This is a genomic window from Curtobacterium sp. PhB191 (assembly GCF_004346515.1).
In the GTDB taxonomy this organism is placed as follows: Bacteria; Actinomycetota; Actinomycetes; order Actinomycetales; family Microbacteriaceae; genus Curtobacterium.
Window position 1 is genome coordinate 153,181 of sequence record NZ_SMBV01000009.1, and the last position, 17,069, is coordinate 170,249.

General features: G+C 70.6%; 17 protein-coding genes. 10 read left to right on the forward strand and 7 right to left on the reverse strand.

What is annotated here, in order from left to right:
* The first annotated feature begins 66 nt into the window (after positions 1-66).
* Together EDF48_RS15330 and EDF48_RS15335 are read left to right on the forward strand one after the other, a co-directional pair.
* Positions 67-2,202 carry a metallophosphoesterase family protein gene (locus EDF48_RS15330; protein WP_165918707.1) on the forward strand — a complete coding sequence of 712 codons (2,136 nt, stop codon included), beginning with the start codon at positions 67-69 and terminating at the stop codon, positions 2,200-2,202.
* A 236-nt stretch (positions 2,203-2,438) separates the two neighbouring features.
* Positions 2,439-3,488, forward strand: a complete 1,050-nt coding sequence (locus tag EDF48_RS15335; RefSeq protein ID WP_131881030.1) for a carboxypeptidase-like regulatory domain-containing protein — start codon at positions 2,439-2,441, stop codon at positions 3,486-3,488.
* A gap of 16 nt (positions 3,489-3,504) precedes the next feature.
* Here the strand turns inward: EDF48_RS15335 and EDF48_RS15340 are convergent, their stop codons facing one another.
* Positions 3,505-3,987: a hypothetical protein gene (locus tag EDF48_RS15340; RefSeq protein WP_131881032.1), complete on the reverse strand. Its 483-nt coding sequence runs from the start codon at positions 3,985-3,987 to the stop codon at positions 3,505-3,507.
* A gap of 148 nt (positions 3,988-4,135) precedes the next feature.
* Here EDF48_RS15340 and EDF48_RS15345 point away from each other — a divergent pair, with 148 nt between their 5' ends.
* The 4 genes from EDF48_RS15345 to EDF48_RS15360 all read left to right on the forward strand — a co-directional run bounded on the left by EDF48_RS15345 (position 4,136) and on the right by EDF48_RS15360 (position 7,055).
* Positions 4,136-4,867: a S1 family peptidase gene (locus EDF48_RS15345; RefSeq protein ID WP_131881034.1), complete on the forward strand. Its 732-nt coding sequence runs from the start codon at positions 4,136-4,138 to the stop codon at positions 4,865-4,867.
* 121 nt (positions 4,868-4,988) lie between these two features.
* Positions 4,989-5,876, forward strand: coding sequence for an SDR family oxidoreductase (locus EDF48_RS15350; RefSeq protein WP_131881036.1), 888 nt, complete (start codon positions 4,989-4,991; stop codon positions 5,874-5,876).
* A gap of 29 nt (positions 5,877-5,905) precedes the next feature.
* Positions 5,906-6,211 (forward strand): Dabb family protein, encoded by a 306-nt coding sequence (locus tag EDF48_RS15355; protein ID WP_165932417.1) that lies wholly within the window; start codon positions 5,906-5,908, stop codon positions 6,209-6,211.
* 205 nt (positions 6,212-6,416) lie between these two features.
* Positions 6,417-7,055, forward strand: a complete 639-nt coding sequence (locus tag EDF48_RS15360; protein ID WP_131881040.1) for a hypothetical protein — start codon at positions 6,417-6,419, stop codon at positions 7,053-7,055.
* 10 nt (positions 7,056-7,065) lie between these two features.
* Here the strand turns inward: EDF48_RS15360 and EDF48_RS15365 are convergent, their stop codons facing one another.
* Positions 7,066-7,914 carry a helix-turn-helix transcriptional regulator gene (locus tag EDF48_RS15365; RefSeq protein WP_123294637.1) on the reverse strand — a complete coding sequence of 283 codons (849 nt, stop codon included), beginning with the start codon at positions 7,912-7,914 and terminating at the stop codon, positions 7,066-7,068.
* Positions 7,915-8,000: 86 nt separating this feature from the next.
* Here EDF48_RS15365 and EDF48_RS15370 point away from each other — a divergent pair, with 86 nt between their 5' ends.
* Entirely contained in the window at positions 8,001-8,783 is a 783-nt protein-coding gene (locus tag EDF48_RS15370) for an SDR family oxidoreductase (protein WP_123937268.1), read from the forward strand.
* Between the two features lie 91 nt (positions 8,784-8,874).
* Here the strand turns inward: EDF48_RS15370 and EDF48_RS15375 are convergent, their stop codons facing one another.
* Positions 8,875-10,368, reverse strand: coding sequence for a putative Ig domain-containing protein (locus EDF48_RS15375; RefSeq protein ID WP_131881042.1), 1,494 nt, complete (start codon positions 10,366-10,368; stop codon positions 8,875-8,877).
* A 141-nt stretch (positions 10,369-10,509) separates the two neighbouring features.
* Positions 10,510-11,352 carry a helix-turn-helix transcriptional regulator gene (locus tag EDF48_RS15380; protein ID WP_123937270.1) on the reverse strand — a complete coding sequence of 281 codons (843 nt, stop codon included), beginning with the start codon at positions 11,350-11,352 and terminating at the stop codon, positions 10,510-10,512.
* A 101-nt stretch (positions 11,353-11,453) separates the two neighbouring features.
* On the opposite strand from EDF48_RS15380, the gene EDF48_RS15385 reads away from it, so the two are divergent.
* Positions 11,454-12,137, forward strand: coding sequence for an SDR family NAD(P)-dependent oxidoreductase (locus tag EDF48_RS15385; RefSeq protein WP_123339147.1), 684 nt, complete (start codon positions 11,454-11,456; stop codon positions 12,135-12,137).
* 66 nt (positions 12,138-12,203) lie between these two features.
* On the opposite strand, the gene poxB is transcribed toward EDF48_RS15385, so the two are convergent.
* Positions 12,204-13,928, reverse strand: a complete 1,725-nt coding sequence (poxB, locus tag EDF48_RS15390) for a ubiquinone-dependent pyruvate dehydrogenase (RefSeq protein ID WP_131881044.1) — start codon at positions 13,926-13,928, stop codon at positions 12,204-12,206.
* A gap of 89 nt (positions 13,929-14,017) precedes the next feature.
* Between poxB and EDF48_RS15395 the strand changes: the two genes are divergently transcribed.
* Positions 14,018-14,716, forward strand: coding sequence for a phosphatase PAP2 family protein (locus tag EDF48_RS15395; protein WP_131881046.1), 699 nt, complete (start codon positions 14,018-14,020; stop codon positions 14,714-14,716).
* 96 nt (positions 14,717-14,812) lie between these two features.
* Here the strand turns inward: EDF48_RS15395 and EDF48_RS15400 are convergent, their stop codons facing one another.
* Positions 14,813-16,054: a multidrug effflux MFS transporter gene (locus tag EDF48_RS15400; protein WP_131881049.1), complete on the reverse strand. Its 1,242-nt coding sequence runs from the start codon at positions 16,052-16,054 to the stop codon at positions 14,813-14,815.
* A 46-nt stretch (positions 16,055-16,100) separates the two neighbouring features.
* On the opposite strand from EDF48_RS15400, the gene EDF48_RS15405 reads away from it, so the two are divergent.
* Positions 16,101-16,541 (forward strand): MarR family transcriptional regulator, encoded by a 441-nt coding sequence (locus tag EDF48_RS15405; RefSeq protein ID WP_228505511.1) that lies wholly within the window; start codon positions 16,101-16,103, stop codon positions 16,539-16,541.
* Here EDF48_RS15405 and soxR read toward each other — a convergent pair.
* The gene (gene soxR, locus EDF48_RS15410; protein WP_111085894.1) at positions 16,538-17,020 is read right to left on the reverse strand and encodes a redox-sensitive transcriptional activator SoxR; all 483 of its coding nucleotides are present in this window, start codon (positions 17,018-17,020) and stop codon (positions 16,538-16,540) included. The genes EDF48_RS15405 and soxR overlap by 4 nt on opposite strands.
* Positions 17,021-17,069: the final 49 nt, after the last annotated feature.

Here is a 17,069-nt window from a genome sequence, read left to right on the forward strand (position 1 = left end):
AGACGTTTCGCAGTGCATGCAGAGTCTTCCGTGCTGCACCATCCCACGTCTGAGAAACGGACCACCATGAGTCTCCTGTCCGGCGCCACCACACGGCGCAGAACCACCACCCTCCGGGTGTGCGGAGCCGTCCTCGGGGCCGCGCTCATCGCCGGCGCCTCGATGGTCGGCACGAACGTCGCATCCGCCGCGACGAACACCCCCACCACCAACATCTCCACCGGCGGCCCGCTCCACATCCTGCTGGGCGTCGGTGCCACCGAGAGCCAGCGCATCGCCTCGTGGTACTTCCCGACGAACGTCGCGCAGTCGCTCGAGATCCAGAAGACCGCGTCGATGACCGACGGGGTCTTCACCGACGCCAAGTCGACGATCGCCGCGTCGAAGGCCGCCAACACCGCAGTCGACACGAGCACGACGGACTCGAACACGAAGAGCATCGACGGCATCGCCGCCGAGTCGGGCTACATCAACGCCCACGCCACGATCTCGGACCTCGAGCCGAACACCTCGTACACGTACCACGTCGGTGCGGCGGACGGGTCGGCCTGGTCGGCGTCGTACACCTTCACCACGAAGAGCTTCTCCGGCGACTTCGACTTCCTGTTCTTCGGTGACCCGCAGATCGGTTCGTCGGGCTACGTCGACGACGACGGCGCCGGCTGGGCGGACACGCTGCGGTACGCCACGACGACCGAGCCGGACGCCGAGCTCCTGGTCTCCGGTGGCGACCAGATCGAGCACGCCAACAACGAGTACGAGTGGGGCGCGTTCGCCGACAGCAGCGACGTCCTCAAGCGCTACCCGTGGGCCTCGACCATCGGCAACCACGACGTCGGCGGCAAGGCGTACGAGCAGCACAACCAGGTGCCGAACTCGCTCAAGGTGCCGGACTTCTACCCGGGCGGCAACACCACCGCGAACTCGGGTGGCGACTACTGGTACATGTACAAGGGCGTCCTGTTCATCGACATCAACTCGAACGCCTACGCGGCCGGATCGGACGCTGCCCACGTGAACTACGTGCGCGACGTCATCAACCGCTACGGCGACGACGCGAAGTGGACCACGCTGGTCTACCACCACTCGATCTACTCGCCGGCCGACCACGCGAACGACAAGGACAACCAGCAGCGCCGGTTCGACTTCACGCGTGCGTTCTCCGACATGGGTGTCGACCTCGTCCTGCAGGGCCACGACCACTCCTACTCGCGCAGCTACGCGATCAAGAACGGCAAGAAGGCCAACGTCAACGAGCAGCCCGCTGCTCCCGAGGTCTTCTCCGGCCCCGGCGGCGTCATCTACATGACGGCGAACTCGGCCTCCGGCTCGAAGTACTACGACCTGACCGCTCCGGACGCCACCCAGAGCGGCTACGGCGCAGACCCGCTCGACCCGACCGGCAAGCGCCACTGGGCCAACTCGGTCGAGAACCAGGAGCACGTCCGCTCCTTCGTCAAGGTCTCGGTCACCGACGAGAAGCTCTCCGTGCAGGACATCCGCGCCGGCGACTGCACCACGCTCAACTCGGCGGTCCAGCACGGCAACGTCGACAGCTGCGGCGTGACGCTCCAACCGACCGCCACCGCCGACCCGGCCGCGATCGGTTCGACCGTCGACCAGTTCGACCTGCACGCCACGCTGCCCGCGACCGCCACGACGCTCGCGGTCTCCGCCGCGTCGCAGACCGTCAACGCGGCGAAGCCGGCCACGGTCACCGCGACCATCGCCGGTGGCATCGGCAAGCAGCAGGGCACGCTGACGGTCTCGGACGGCAAGAAGGTCCTCGGCACCGTCCCCGTCAAGAACAGCACCGCGACCATGACGCTCCCGAGCGCCCTGGCCATCGGCACGCACTCGCTCACCGCCAAGTTCGTCAACGCGGACTCGACCTTCTCGGGCACCGACTCGGCGACCGCGAAGGCCACCACCGTCACCGTCACGAAGGCCCCGTCCCGGACGGCGCTCAAGTACAGCGGCGGCAAGGCGACCGTGCAGGTCAAGGCCACGGGCTTCACCGTGAACGGCACCGCGCGGATCTACCAGGGCACGAAGCGCCTGGCGACCGTCACCGTCAAGAACGGCAAGGTCACCTCGGCGCTCGCGCTGAAGAAGGGCACGCACAAGCTGCACGCCGTCTTCGCCGGCACCGACAGCCTGACGACGAGCACCAGCCCGGTGCAGTCGATCGTCATCAAGTAACACCAGCGCACCAGCGCACCAGCGAAGGCCCCGCGACTCCGGTCGCGGGGCCCTCGTGCCGCGCGGCCGCAGGTCTCCGTGGGATCGATCGGCTCCGAACGCGTTGTGTGAGCGTTCGGTCACAGATGGTGCTTGTGAGCGATCGGTGACAGCGACCGCGCGCTCCGCGCGGGTCGCGGCTACGCTCCACACCACCGGGGCCAGGGGCGGCCCCACCAGGGGACCAGGGGCACACCATGACGGGACGACGACGCGCGACGGTCGGGATCACGACCGCACTCACACTGATCGGCGTGCTCATCGCGCCCGTCATCGCGCCCGTCACCGCGGCGGTGGCCGCTCCGGACGACGGTGCGCTCACCGTCATGCTGACCGACCCGGAGAAGCGGCCGCTCGCGATGGAGGGCGTGGTCGTCGACCTCCGCACCCCGGACGGCAGCACCGCTGACTCGGCGACGAGCGACCGCCGCGGCCGGATGACGTTCGACGCGGTCCCGGCAGGCACCTGGACGCTGCACGGTGAGCGCGAGGGCTCGTACGGCTTCGACGACGTGGTCCCGGCGGAGCGGACCGGCGTCGTGGTCAGCGCCGGCGGGCACGAGACCGTCGTGGTCGTGATGCGGCGGGGTGCCTCGATCGGCGGCACCGCCCACAACCCGTACGGCGCGGACCTGTCCGGCGCAGCGGTCGTCGTCCGTGGCTGGAACACCGGCACCGTGCGGCGGACCGTCACCTCGCCCGACGGTCACTACTGGGTGCACGGCCTGCCGAGCGACGACTACAGCGTGCAGGTCAACGCGCACGACGAGACGCTCGACTCGTGGCCGGCGTTGCGCAACGAGTCGTGGGGCTTCCACCGCGATCCCGGCTCCACTGCGGAGCGCTCGTACGTCCGGGTCGCGCACCAGGCCGGGGGCCGCACCGAGACGGTCGTGGACGGCATCGATGCGAGCTCGACCCGGGGCGTCACCCTGACCGGGATCCTCAACCCGCAGCTCGACACCGACTTCACCGGCGCCACCGTGCACGTGTACGGGGAGTCGATCGGCAGCACCTTCGACACGCACCTGAGCTACTGGTCGCCCGGTCGGGGCGGGACCTTCGGCGCAGTCCTGAGCCCCGGACGCTACAAGGTCGAGGTCGTCGGCTGGTCGCCGACCCAGCGCCGGTACGTGTCGTACTGGTACGGCGGTGAGGGCAACCGGCCCGTCGCGGACCGCGCGGCGTCGCACACGATCGTCATCCGCGACGAGAGCCGGTCGATCTCGTTCTGGAGCACCCACTGACGGGGCCGCTGATCCGTCAGCCGGCGCGTCCGTCGGTGGGTGCCGGCTCGGTGATGCGTTCACCTGTCGTCGGGTCCCAGCCGACCGTGCGGGGTTCGGCGGGTCGAACGCGGCGCTCGGTCTTCGGGAAGAACCCTCGCGTGGTCGGCAGGTAGCTCAGGACCGTCGCAGCGACGAGGGCGATCGGGTAGAGGAAGCCCACGGCCCCTGCGCCGAGCACGAGCCCGACCACGGTGTTCACCACGGCGAAGCCGGTCACGATGGCGAGCCAGAGCCGTGCGGACCCCGATCCGCGGGCCATTCGGATCGCCAGCCAGACGAACAGGGCCGCGAAGGCGAGGCCGATGAACGCGCCGACCAGTGCGACGGCGAGCCCACCGTTGGTGTTCACCACCGCGACGACCAGGAACCCGAGGCGGACGAGCACCACAGCGCACCAGATGCCGGACGCGATGGTGACGACGGTCGGGCGCGTCCTCCGAGCGGTGTTCGTGCTCATGTCGCTCCTTCGGTTTCCCGGTCGACACGATCCTTGGGCGGCCCCGTCCGCCGAAGTGCGGACTGGCGCGGCCCCCGAACGAGGGTCAGGATGCTGACCAGTTGCACAACGCAACGGGTCAGGTGCTTCCCCCGACAGAGGAGTCGTCATGAAGAAGTCCATCGCAGCCGCGTTCGCCGCCGCGGCCGTCATCACCGCGGGCGTGTTCGCCGCGTCACCCGCCTCGGCACTGCCGGCCAGCACGAAGGTCGTCGGTGGCGAGAAGGCCCCCACCACCTCGTGGGCCGTCCAGCTCGAAGCGTCGGGCGGCTCCATCCCGTCGGGCTACGTCAGCAACTGCACGGGCGAGCAGATCAACGCCTCGTGGATCCTCACCGCCCGTCACTGCATCGACGGCATCGGCGCGATGAACGTCTACCACTCGAACTCCACGACCAACCGGGGCACGGCCGTCGCCGTCGACCGAGTCAGCGCCTCGCCCGCGGGCGACATCGCGCTCGTCCACCTGCGGACCGCCTACTCGCTGTCCACCTACGCGCCCCTCGACCTCACCGCGACCGCCAAGTCGAGCGGCACCGGCACCGTCCAGGGCTACGGCCTGCGCGCGAACGCGACCCAGTCCGACGGGCTCTACCAGGCCACCGTCTCGCTCACCGGTGCGAGCACCGATGCGTACAGCGGTCGTGCGCAGCACCTCACCGGCGTGACCGGCGCCTCGAACCACGGCGACTCCGGCGGCCCGCTGCTCGTGAACGGCAAGGTCGTCGCCGTCTGCTCCACCGGTGACAGCGCCGACCCCGGCGCCGACACCAAGGCTGGCTCGAACTACGCCCTGCTGTCGCAGGCCTCGTCCTGGATCCGGACCACGGCCGGCGTCTGAAGCGACTGATGGACGGGAGGCCCGTGGCGACGCCGCCACGGGCCTCCCGTCAGTCATCAGCCGTGTCCCAGGACCGCAGCGGCTGAACGCGCGTCCACGCGCGACGACGACAGTGGAACGCATGAGCCAGTACGACAAGCGCGACCCGAACACCCTCTACCCGGCCCCGCCGTACCCGAAGCAGGAGCAGTCGCTGCCGGGTGCCGCGTGGAAGATGGACCCGAAGCCCGACCACGGCGAAGAGAGCTACGTCGGCCGGGAACGCCTCACCGGCTACCGGGGCATCATCACCGGCGCCGACTCCGGCATCGGTCGCGCCGCCGCCATCGCCCTCTCGCGTGAGGGTGCCGACCTGGTGCTGTCCTACCTGCCGGACGAGCAGGAGGACGCCGAACAGGTCCGCGACCTGCTCGAGTCCGAGGGGCGTCGCGCCGTGCTCTTCCCCGGGGACATCTCCGACGAGCAGTACTGCAAGGACCTGGTGCAGAAGGGCGTCGACGAGTTCGGCGGCCTCGACACCCTGGTCATGGTCGCCGGCCGGATGGACAGCAACGAGGACATCCTGACCCTCGACACGTCGATGTTCGACTCGACGTTCAAGACCAACATCTACTCGCTGTTCTGGCTGACCAAGGCAGCGGTGCCGCACCTCGAGCCGGGCTCCACCATCGTGACGACCGGTTCGATCCAGGCGTCGACTCCCTCGGCCGACAAGATCGACTACGCCGTGTCGAAGGGTGCGATCAAGCTCTTCACCGAGGCCGTCGCCCAGCAGCTCGCGCCGAAGGGCATCCGTGTGAACTCCGTCGCCCCCGGACCGGTCTGGACGCCGCTGCAGCCGGGATCCGACGACGCCGAAACCGTGTCGCACTTCGGCGAGACCTCGCCGTTCGGTCGGCCCGGACAGCCGGCCGAGCTCGGTGCCGCGTACGTGCACCTGGTGAGCCCGGAGTCGAGCTACCAGTCAGGGTCGACGATCACGATCGCCGGCGGAACGCCCGCGTTCTGATCGGCGTCGTGACAGACGAAGGAGACCACGTGTCAGGAGTGACGCACACCGTGCTGGTCGAGTGGGACGGAGCGGACCGGTCGTCCGAGGCCGACGCCCTGTCGCGCGAGCACCTGCCGCGGATCGACGGTGTCGAGTCCGTGCAGTCGGGGACGAGCGTGAGCACCGAGCGTCTGGAGGGCGGGTTCCACTGGATGCTCGTGGTCCGGTTCCGCGATCGGGCAGCGCTCGCCGGGTACCTGCCGCATCCGGAGCACCGGCCGGTGGCGGAGTTCATCGGTGGTGCGAGTGCCCGGGTCGTGGTGTTCGACGTCGAGGACGCAGCCGCCAAGTAACGCTCTGGTTGCGATGGACGCCGGGGGGCCCGTTGCCCGTCGGGCGTCGACGTACGGTGGATTGCTCGACATCCGCCGTCGGAGGGAACAGACGATGCCCGGCAACCAGAACCCGCGCGTGCAGGACGGTACGAAGCCACTGCTGGACGACGGTGGCGGCCTTGTGAAGGGTGCCGTCCGGACCACCGGGATCATCATTGCGCTCATGGCATCGACTGTGCTGGCAGCATGCTCCGGAGCGCCGGTTTCGACGCCGACCCGGACCGTTATCGCGACCGCGACCGCGAGTGCCGTCGCGCCGCCGGAGCCGACGGCAGACACGAGCACGCCGACCCCCACCGCGACGGAGGCGGCGTTCAGCCTGTCGGACCCCGCCACCTGGACGATCTCGGCGGAGGAGGTCGGCCCGATCGCCCTCGGTGGCGAACTCCAGGGGGAGATCGACGACCTGTCTGCGGCCTACACCCGCAGCTCGGATGCGTGCCCGGCCAGCCCGGAGACTTCGTTCTGGGAGAGCGCCGATGCGCCTTGGCTCGCTGTCGTCCCGCGCGGCGGCAACGTGGCCGGTGTCGCCGTCGGCGGTCTGAGCCCGGAACCGGTGACGACGAACTCGCCCGAGACCGCAGCCGGGATCGGTGTCGGCACTGCGCTGGCCGAGGTGCAGTCCGCGTACCCGGACCTGCAGTACACGGGCACCTACGGCGAGGAACAAGGACCGTTCTCGCTGTGGAGTGTCCAGATCGGCGGAAGTTACATCACGTTCCAGCTCGGGGAGGACGGCGCGACGGTCGGCATGATCTGGGTGGGTGCGGTCGCCATGCCGCCGTACGAGTACTGCGCCTGACGGGCCGTCGTTACCGACTGGGGGAATCGACACCCAGCAGGCCGAGGAGCGCGAGCGCGTCGGCATCGGGTGACCCGGGCGGGGCCGTGTAGAGGACGAGGTGCTGGTCCCGATCCGTCAACGCGAGGCTGTCGCAGTCGACCGTCACCGCCCCCACCGCTGGGTGGTCGAACGTCTTGGTGAGCACCGGTGTCGTCTGCACGTCGTGGCGATCCCACAGGCGCGCGAACACCGGGTTGCCGTCACGGAGTTCCTCGACGAGACCGACGACGTCAGGGTCGTCCGGGTACCGCGTTCGGCTCGTCCTAAGTTGCATGACGACGTGCCGCTGAAACTCGGCGCCGTCCGAGATTCCGTAGGGCCGAGCTGCCTGGTGGACGGCTTCGGTCGGGAAGGCGCGGCGGGCGAGGTTCCGGTCGGCCGGTGCGAGCAACGCGAAGTCCTCCATGAGCGCCGCCGCGAGGGGGTTCCAGGCGAGGACCTCGAAGCTGGCGGACAAGACGATCGCAGCGGTCTGCGGCAATCGTTCGACGAGCGCGAGGATGCTCGGGCGCACGTCACGCTGGACTCGGCCGACCTGCAACGGTGCCGTGCCGGACAAGGCGTGCAGGTGCTCCGACTCCGCCGATGTCAGCAGGAGCGATCCTGCGATTCCGGCGAGTACTTCTGCTGACGGGCGGGGCGCACGCCCCTGCTCGAGCCGGACGTAGTACTCCGTGGAGATGTGGGCGAGGACCGCTACTTCCTCACGGCGGAGGCCAGGCGTCCGGCGGCGCGACCCGGTCGGCAGTCCGACGTCCTCGGGGCGCAACCGCTCACGTCGTGAGCGGAGGAAGGCGGCGAGTTCCGGCTTGTCCATGACCCGAGTCTCCACCGGTTCCGGCCGGAGATCCTGGTACCGCTCGTACCTGTATCCGCACGCTCCCTCGGCGTGACGCTGAGCGCATGACGAACGACATCACATCCAACCCGATCGGCCTCTTGTCCGACAAGGTCATCCTCATCACCGGCGCGAGCCGTGGCATCGGCGCCGCGGCTGCTCGGCTCTTCGCGGATGAAGGCGCCCGTGTGGTCCTCGCTGCCCGCAGCGCCCACGCACTCGAGGGGATCGTCGCCGAAGTCCGTGCGGCCGGGGGCACGGCAGACGCTGTCGCACTCGACCTCGCGGACCCGGACAGCATCCGCGCGGCCGTCGAGCAGGTCGACGAGCTGCACGGCCGACTCGACGGGGCGTTCAACAACGGCGCCGCGATCCAGCAGCCCGGACCGCTCGACACCACCAGCGACGAGGACATCGATACCCAGTTCGCCGTGAACTTCCGCGGTCACTGGGTGGCGATGACCGCCGAGGCCGCGCTGATGCGTCGCTCCGGCGGCGGCGCGATCGTCAACACGTCGAGCATCGGCAGCCGCCGCGCGAACCCGGCGCTGCCGGCGTACGGCGCGATGAAGCGCGCACTGAACAGCATCACCGAGACGGCCGCGGTGACCTGGGCGCCCGAGCACATCCGGGTGAACGGGATCACGCCGGGTGGCACCGCGACCGAGATGATCGAAGCGTGGGAGGCGGCGACGCCTGGCGTCACCGCCCAGATCACCGCTTCGGTCCCACTCGGGCGGATGGCTGAGCCAGCGGAGGTCGCCGAGGTCGCCGCGTGGTTGCTCAGCGACCGCGCGGCGATGGTGACGGGGGCGATCGTTCCGGTCGACGGGGGTGCCGGGGCCTGACGCCCACCGCTACGCTGGAAGCACGACGGGCCGGCTACCGGAACGTCGCCAGCCAAAGGCCCCGCTTGCGGGGCCTTTGTTCGTGCACCCGTCAGTGCTGCTTCCGGCGGCGGACGGCCTGCAGTGCGACGACCGCGGCACCGATGACGGCGAGACCGCCGGCCCAGGGGAGCAGGTGCATCGCGTCCGACCCCGTGTAGGCGAGCTCGCCCGTGGTCACGGTCGGAGTGGCGACCGTGCCCGTGGGGGAGACGGCCAGAGCCGCGGTGGGCTGGACGTCGACCGCGAAGGCGGTGGCGAACCCGCTCGAGGCGACCTCGAGGGAGTGCGTCGACGCCTCGGGGAACGTGACGTCGGTCGCGACCCACGGATCGCGGCTCGGCGTGATGACGTCGGAAGGGTGATCCGAGGTCACCGTGAACGGCACCGGGTAGCCGTCGGCGTCGTCGACCTCGTTGCCGAAGCGGTCGACCAGGTGGCCGCTGACGAGCAGGGTCCCGCCCTGGTCGATGGTGGGCTGGCCGCCCTCGAACCCGGCCCCGAACCCGATGTACCCGCCGTCGGGCTGACGGGTGGTCTCGTTCTCGAACGTCCAGACGGTGCCGTCGCGTTCGATGACCCAGCTGGTGGAGTGCGCGGTGAGGAAGGTGTCCTTGTCCTCGGCGGTGACCTCCACGCCGAGCGGTGCGGCGGCGTCGATCGTGATGTTGACGTACTGCGACGCGGTCGTGGTGCCGCTCGTCGCGACGATGCGGAACGCGTAGGTGCCGGAGTAGCGGGGTTTCCCGGAGAGCGCGCCGGTGGCGTGGTCAAGGGACAGGCCGTACGGCAGGTACCCGGACTCGTCACCGTCGTCCTCGCTCGCGTACGGATCGTCGAGCGAGTAGTAGGCGGCCGAGTACGTCGGTGCGGGGAAGCCCTCTGCGGCGAACGTGTGGGTGAAACGCTCACCTGCGACCGCGGAGAACGTGATCGGGTCGTCTTCGGTCGAGGCCTCCGGGAAGGCCGCCGCGTGCGTGACGACGGCCGTCGTGGTCGTCGCGGACTCGTCGGTGTCGCTGGTGATCGTGACGCTGATGGTCTTGCCGGCGTCCGCGGCAGCGACGACGTACGAGTCGGTGGTGGTCGGCAGGATCGCGTCGCCGCTGGCCCACGTGTAGGTCAGCTCGCCGGTGAAGTCGTGCCCGGTCGCCGTCAGGGTGCTGCCGACGGTCGCGTCCCCGGTGATCGTCACGGTCGGCGTCGCGGCCGGTTCTGCTGTGACGGGCGCGGTGGGATCGGGGGTCGCAGTCGCGGCCGGCGTGCTGACCGGCAGGGACGGTTCCGCGGTGGGATCAGCTGTCGCCTCGGCCGTCGGCGTGGACGTCGCCGCGGGAACCGGCGGAGCCGACTCGTCAGCGCCGTCGGCCGTGCTGTCAGTGCCCTGCGCCGGGGACGCGGTCGCGGTGCTCGTCGGCGCGACGGGCTGCTCGTCGGCGAAGGCGGTCGTGGCCGTCAACGCGCCGAAGCCGGTGCTCAGGCCGATGACGGCGATGGTCGCGCCGATCGCGCAGGCGCGTCGAAGTGTTGCAGTGCTGTGCTGCACGGGTGGTCCCCTCGGGTGTGCAGTCCGGCAGGAGACCGGACGTCTGAGATCGCCGGAAGCCGGCGCTCTCGGATCGTAGCCAACCTTGGAACGGGCTGAGGGCCACGTCGCGAGCATCCCCCACGAATTGGGGGCGAGTGCTCACTCCACCAACGACTGCGTCCCCAGCACGATCGCCAGCGCCAACCGCTCGGCGTCCACCGACCTGGGCACCGCCGTGTACGCCAGGATCCGCAGGTCCTCCGGCCCGACGACCAGGGTGTCGCAATCGAGTGTGATGAGCCCGACGTCGGGGTGGTCGATCACCTTGCGGCGGGCCGTCTCGCCCAGGGCCGTCGCACCCGAGTCCCACAGTTCGACGAACCGCGGGCTCGCCGCCCGCAGGTCCCGCACGAGCTGCTGCAACTGCCGGTCGAGCGGGTAGCGGGCCGCGGTCATCCGGAGTCCGGCGACCAGGTTCTCCTCGAACGCCGCCTGTTCCGCGGGCGTGTGCACGGCGCGGCTGCCGGCACCGACCAGGTGCCGCCAGGCGGTGTTCCGTTCGTTCCCGCGCATCCCGCCGATCGGCCCCATCAGGGCTTCGTGCGGAGCGTTGGTCACGAGCAGGTTCCCGGCGGCGTCGAGCACCGCGACCGGGGTGTCCGCCAGCCGGTCGAGCAGCCGCTGCACGCTCGGCGGGATCCGCGACGGCACGACGTCCGCGCCCGGGGCCGCGTGCCCGGCGAGCCGGTACAGCAGCTCGCGTTCGGCGTCCGAGACCCGGAGGGCACGCGTCAGCGCCTCGACCACCTGGGCGGACGGCGACGTCGCGCGACCCTGCTCCAGGCGGGTCAGGTAGTCGGCGGAGATCCCCGCGAGGCCCGCGAGTTCCTCACGCCGCAGTCCCGCCGCCCGACGTCGTGGCCCGACGGTCATGCCGGCCGCAGCCGGGGTGACGTGGTCGCGGAGCCGTCGCAGGGTGTGCCCGAAGTCCGTGTCCGCCATGCCCCCAGTCTGCGCGCACGTCGCGGCCGCGTCCTGGCCCCACCAGTCCTACGACAACCGGGCGACTCCCTGCCGACCGCGTCGAGCGTGACGCTGGACCCATGACAACGACACTCATCACCGGCGCCACCCGTGGCCTCGGCAAGGAAACCGCCCGCCAGCTCGTCGCAGCCGGCCACACCGTCTGGATCGGCGCTCGCGACGCCGACCAGGGAGCGGCCGTCGCCGCCGAGATCGGCGCCCGCTCCGTGCAGCTCGACGTCCGCGACGACGACTCGGTCGCCGCAGCCTTCGCGCACATCGACGCGAACGGCGGCCTGGACGTCCTGGTCAACAACGCCGGCATCGCGATGTGGGGTCTCAACGGACCGGACGCGCTCGCCGTGTTCGACACGAACGCCGTCGGCATCGTCCGCACGACCGAGGCCGCGTTGCCGATCCTGCGCCGATCGGCCAGCCCCCTCGTCGTCAACGTCGGCAGCGCGCTCGGCTCGTTCACGGCGGTCCACGACCCGGACAGTGCGGCGTCGACCGTGCAGGCCGCGGTCTACGGCGCGAGCAAGTCGGCCGTCTCGATGCTCACGGTGCAGTACGCCCGCATCGCACCCGAGGTGCGCTTCGTGGTGCTCGAGCCCGGCTACACGGCGACCGAGCTCGGTGGGGTGCCGAACCCGCACGGTCGCCCCGTCGAGGTGAGCGCGGCGACCGTCGCGGCCGCCGCGAGCGTGGGCCCGGAGGGCCCGACCGGCGTGTTCCTGGAGGACGGCCAGCCGCTCGGGTGGTGACGTCGTGACGGACTGGAGGCACGGTGCCAGCTGGCACCGTGCCTCCAGTCCGCCGTGCGGTCGCGTCTACAGCAGCTGACGCGCGTTGGTCGACGCGAGGTCCAGCAGCTCGTCGCCGCGACCGGACAGCACCGTGCGGATGGCGTAGAGCGTGAAGCCCTTCGCCTGCTCGAGCGTGACCGCCGGGGGCATCGACAGCTCCTGCCGGTTCGCGCGGACGGACACGAGCGCGGGACCGTCGTGCGCGAGCGCGGCGGCCATCGCGTCCTCGAAGTCGTCGGACACGTCGACCTTGAAGCCCTTGATGCCGATCGCCTCGGCGACCGTGGCGAAGTCCGGGTTCTGCAGCTCGGTGCCGTAGTTCACGAACCCGGCGGCCTTCATCTCGAGCTCGACGAAGTTCAGCGACGAGTTGTCGAACACGACGATCTTCACGGGCAGCTTGTTCTGCACGATCGTGATGAGCTCGCCGAGCAGCATCGTCAGGCCGCCGTCACCCGCGAGTGCGATCACCTGGCGGTCCGGGAACGCCGTCTGCGCACCGATCGCCTGCGGGACCGCGTTCGCCATCGTGCCGTGCACGAACGAGCCGATCAGGCGACGCTTGCCGTTCATCGTCAGGTAGCGCGAGGCCCACACGACGGGGGAGCCGACGTCGGGGATGAACACCGCGTCGTCGGCGGCGATCCGGTCGAGCACACGCGCGACGTACTGCGGGTGCAGCGGCTTCTTCCGGCCCGCGGGGACGGCCAGGTCGTCGAGCTTCTCGCGGGTCTTCCGGTAGTGCTTCAGGGCGTTGTCGAGGTGCGTCGTCGGGTGCGACCCGGTCAGCAGGGGGATGAGGGCGAGCGCGGTGTCCTTCACGGTGCCGACCAGGCCGATGTCGACCGGGTGCCGTCGGCCGAGCTGCGACCCGCGGATGTCCACCTGTACGTGCTTCGCCTTGGCCGGGAAGAACTGCTGGTACGGGAAGTCGGTGCCGAGCATGAGCACGACGTCGGCGTCCTCCATGGCGCGGTACCCGGACGCGAAACCGAGCAGGCCCGTCATACCGACGTCGTAGGGGTTGTCCCACTCGATGTGCTCCTTGCCGCGCAGGGCATGCACGATCGGGGCCTGCAGCCGTTCGGCCAGCGCGATGACCTCGTCGTGGGCGCCGGCGACGCCCGCTCCGGCCAGGATCGTGACCTTGTCGGCGCCGTTCAGCAGCTCGGCGGTGCGGAGCAGCTCGGCCTCACTCGGCACGATGCGGGGCGTCGTGCGCTCGATGCGGGTGGTGCGGTCGTCCTTCGCCTCGGCGAGCAGGACGTCGCCGGGGATGACGAGCACCGCGACCCCGCGCTTCTCGACGGCCTCGCGCATCGCGATCTCGAGCAGGCGCGGCATCTGGGTCGGGTCCGCGACGTACTCGACGTAGACCGAGCACTCGCGGAACAGCTCCTGCGGGTGAGTCTCCTGGAAGTAGCCGGAGCCGATCTCGGCGGTGGGGATGTGTGCGGCGATCGCGAGGACCGGGACGCGCGACCGGTTGGCGTCGAACAGGCCGTTGACCAGGTGCAGGTTGCCGGGGCCGCAGCTGCCGGCGCAGACCGCGAGCTCGCCGGTCAGTTCGGCCTCGGCGCTCGCGGCGAAGGCGGCGGCCTCCTCGTGGCGGACGTGCTCCCACCGGATCGTGCCGTCCTTGCGCAGCGCGTCGGTGAAGCCGTTGAGGGAGTCCCCCGGCAGGCCGTAGACGCGGGCGACGTCGTTCTTGCGGAGGGTGGCGACGATGTTCTCGGCAACGGTTGGCATGCCTCCTGTCTACTCGCGGGCGGCTGCGCTGAGTGCTTTCAGAGGCTCGCCGGGCCCGTGGTCGGAGTCCGGGCTGGGACGATGGTCGGATGACCGACGCGCCGCTGCTCCGCCCCCGCCGACCGGAGTCCGACGGCGCCGGGATCCTCGAGCCGTCGCCCTACCCGCTCGTCTCCGTCGCGATCGCGGTCATCGCCGTGGTCGTCATCACGCTCATCGGGTTCGCCCTCGGCACGGTCGACCTCGGACTGTCGAAGGCACTGAACGCGCTGCACACCGGCGCGATCGGGGCGTTCACCACGGCGGTCTACCACGTCATCAGTCCGGGTCCGGCGATCGGGATCACCGTCGTCGTCGTGGCCGTGATCTGGTGGCGCACCCGGAGTCTCCGTCCGGCCCTGGCCTTCGGCGGCACGATCGCCATCACGTGGGTGCCGTCCGCGGTCGTGAAGGAGATCGTCCACCGAGCCAGGCCCGACGTCGCCGTCCTGCCGCACCCGTTCCCGGTGCAGCCCGACCCCGGGTACCCGAGCGGGCACACCGTCTACATCACGGCGTTCGTGATCGCGCTGATCTGGCTGCTGCGCGAGACCCGGTGGCACCGACTGGCGCTGACGCTCGGGATCGTCGCGATCGTCGTCGTGTTCTTCTCGGTGTCGATCGACGCCGTGCACTACCCGACCGACGCGGTGGCCTCGATCCTGTGGGCGCTCGCCGTGGCCCCGGGGGTGCGGGTGGTGTGGGTCGACTGGCTCATGCCGCGGATCCCGTTCCTGCGGGGTCGGTAGTCGACGGGGCTGCCGACCCGGAACGACGTCCTGCTTGTCGTGCGACGTCGATGATGTCGTTCCGAGTCGGCCCCGACCGAGTCGGCGCCGACCGGGTCAGGCCAGGCGGGTGCGGCCCCGGGCGACGAGCAGCGCCACGACGGCCACCACGGCGGACGCGAGCATCACGATCGCCAGCGGTGCCGCCGTCACCGAGCCGCCGATGCTGACGAGCGGGGACACCAGCGCCGCGAGCCCGAACTGCAGCGCCCCGAGCACGGCCGACGCGCTGCCGGCAGCGGCGGGGACAGCACCGAGCGCCAGCGCCGTGGCGTTGCCGAGCACCAGGCCGAGCGAGCCGACCGCGGTGAACAGCGGGACCGCGAGCCAGAACACGGGTGCCGCGAAGACGACGAGCAGCGCGAACGCGACCGTCGACGCGAACACCAGGGCGATGCCGAGCGACAGCACGCCGGTGACCGAACGGGTCTCGGTGAGCTTGGCGGACACGATGCTCACACCCATCAGGGCCAGCGCGTTCAGCCCGAACGCCAGGCCGTAGCCGACGGTGCCGAGCCCGATCATGTCCTGGTACAGGAACGGCGAGGCGGAGATGTACGCCATCATCACGGCGAACGCGAAACCGAACACGGCGATGTAGCCGAGGAAGGTGCGGGAGCGCAGCGCACGGAGCGGCGAACCGGAGCCCTTCCGCTCCTCGCGCAGCACGTCGCGGTGCGCCTTCAGGTGGGTCTCACGGATGACGGCGAGCACCGCGACGAGCATGACCACGGACAGACCGAGGACGATCGACAGCAGGCCGCGCCAGCCGATCGGACCGGTGAGCAGGCCACCGAGCAGCGGAGCGACGACTGGGGCGACCCCGCCGACGATCATCATGAGCGAGAACGCGCGGGCTGCGGGCTTGCCGGTCGCCAGGTCGGAGATGACCGCACGGCTGATCACCATGCCGGCCGCACCGCCCAGGCCCTGCAGGAGTCGAGCCGCGATGAGCACGCCGATGTTCGGTGCGAACACCGCGGCGACGCTCGCGAGGACGCACAGTGCCGCGCCGGCGATGAGCGGCGGCACGCGGCCGAACCGGTCGGACAGCGGGCCGAAGACGAGCTGGCCGGCCGTGACGCCGACCAGGAACGCGGTCAGGGTGAGCTGCACGGTGGTGGCGCTCGCACCGAGCTCGGTGGTCATCTGCGGGAACGCCGGCAGGTACAGGTCGGTGGCGAAGGGGGCGACGGCGCTGAGCAGGCCGAGCACCAGCAGCAGCGGTGTCGTGATGCCCTGCTGCCTGGTCGTGGGTGTCGCGACGTGCGCGCGGATGGTTCCGGTGTCCGTGGTCATTGTTATGAAAGCATAACTCATTGCCGATCCTCGGTACAGTACGGACATGCACTCCGCCGTGTCCGACCACGTCCTCGCCGACCTCGCCGACGTCGTGCTGCGGATCTCGCGGGAGATCGACCCGCACGGTGCCGGGGCGCTCGACATCGTGCCGCTCACCGGGACCGAGGCGCTCGTGATGCGCTGGGTCGACCGCAACCCCGGCACCTCGCCGAGCGCGACGGCCGAGGCGACGGCACTCAAGCGCAGCAACCTCAGCGTCGCGCTGCGGTCCCTGGTGGAGAAGGGGATGGTCGAACGTCGGCAGGACCCGGACGATGCGCGGACCGTGCAGCTGCACTCGACCGACGTGGCGCGGGAGAGCATCGGACGCCTCCGCGCGCACTGGGCCGGCAAGCTCCGCGACGCGCTCGGCGACGACGACGCCGGGTTGCCCGGGGCGCTCGCGCTGCTCGACCGGATCGACGAGGGGCTGCGCGGGGTCTAGTCCTGCGGGGCGTCGTCCTCGATCGGCAGCAGCCGCCGAGCGCCGTGGCCTTCGTCGCCGAGCGTGTCGCCCGGGTTCACGACCGAGCACGCCCCGAGCGAGACGCAGCCGCACCCGATGCACTGCGTCATCTCCTGCTGCAGCCGCTCGAGTTCCAGCTGGCGGGCCCGGAGTCGTGCACGCCACCGCTCGTTCAGCCGGTTCCAGTCGCGCAAGGACGGCATCCGGTCGGCCGGCAGCGTGCCGAACTGCTCGGCGACCTCGCTGAGCGGGATGCCGAGGCGCTTCGCCACCTGGATGATCGCGATCCGCCGTTCGACGTGCCGCGGGTACATCCGGGTGCCGCCGTCGGTGCGCTCGGGGCGGATCAGGCCCTTGCGCTCGTAGAAGTGCAGGGCCGACGCGGCGACGCCGGTGCGTCGGACGATCTCGCCGATCGGGAGCAGGTCGGTCGGGCGGGGCGGCTGGATCTCGACCATGGTCGAGATCCTACGGTGGATCTCGACGCGACGAACGGGCGGACGGGAG

What these genes read in the sequence shown, in the direction of transcription:
- EDF48_RS15330 (WP_165918707.1), top strand. Translation starts at nt 67, where the DNA reads ATGAGTCTCCTGTCCGGCGCCACCACACGGCGCAGAACCACCACCCTC.
- EDF48_RS15335 (WP_131881030.1), top strand. Translation starts at nt 2,439, where the DNA reads ATGACGGGACGACGACGCGCGACGGTCGGGATCACGACCGCACTCACA.
- EDF48_RS15340 (WP_131881032.1), bottom strand. Translation starts at nt 3,987, where the DNA reads ATGAGCACGAACACCGCTCGGAGGACGCGCCCGACCGTCGTCACCATC.
- EDF48_RS15345 (WP_131881034.1), top strand. Translation starts at nt 4,136, where the DNA reads ATGAAGAAGTCCATCGCAGCCGCGTTCGCCGCCGCGGCCGTCATCACC.
- EDF48_RS15350 (WP_131881036.1), top strand. Translation starts at nt 4,989, where the DNA reads ATGAGCCAGTACGACAAGCGCGACCCGAACACCCTCTACCCGGCCCCG.
- EDF48_RS15360 (WP_131881040.1), top strand. Translation starts at nt 6,417, where the DNA reads ATGGCATCGACTGTGCTGGCAGCATGCTCCGGAGCGCCGGTTTCGACG.
- EDF48_RS15365 (WP_123294637.1), bottom strand. Translation starts at nt 7,914, where the DNA reads ATGGACAAGCCGGAACTCGCCGCCTTCCTCCGCTCACGACGTGAGCGG.
- EDF48_RS15370 (WP_123937268.1), top strand. Translation starts at nt 8,001, where the DNA reads ATGACGAACGACATCACATCCAACCCGATCGGCCTCTTGTCCGACAAG.
- EDF48_RS15380 (WP_123937270.1), bottom strand. Translation starts at nt 11,352, where the DNA reads ATGGCGGACACGGACTTCGGGCACACCCTGCGACGGCTCCGCGACCAC.
- EDF48_RS15385 (WP_123339147.1), top strand. Translation starts at nt 11,454, where the DNA reads ATGACAACGACACTCATCACCGGCGCCACCCGTGGCCTCGGCAAGGAA.
- poxB (WP_131881044.1), bottom strand. Translation starts at nt 13,928, where the DNA reads ATGCCAACCGTTGCCGAGAACATCGTCGCCACCCTCCGCAAGAACGAC.
- EDF48_RS15395 (WP_131881046.1), top strand. Translation starts at nt 14,018, where the DNA reads ATGACCGACGCGCCGCTGCTCCGCCCCCGCCGACCGGAGTCCGACGGC.
- EDF48_RS15400 (WP_131881049.1), bottom strand. Translation starts at nt 16,054, where the DNA reads ATGACCACGGACACCGGAACCATCCGCGCGCACGTCGCGACACCCACG.
- EDF48_RS15405 (WP_228505511.1), top strand. Translation starts at nt 16,101, where the DNA reads ATGCACTCCGCCGTGTCCGACCACGTCCTCGCCGACCTCGCCGACGTC.
- soxR (WP_111085894.1), bottom strand. Translation starts at nt 17,020, where the DNA reads ATGGTCGAGATCCAGCCGCCCCGCCCGACCGACCTGCTCCCGATCGGC.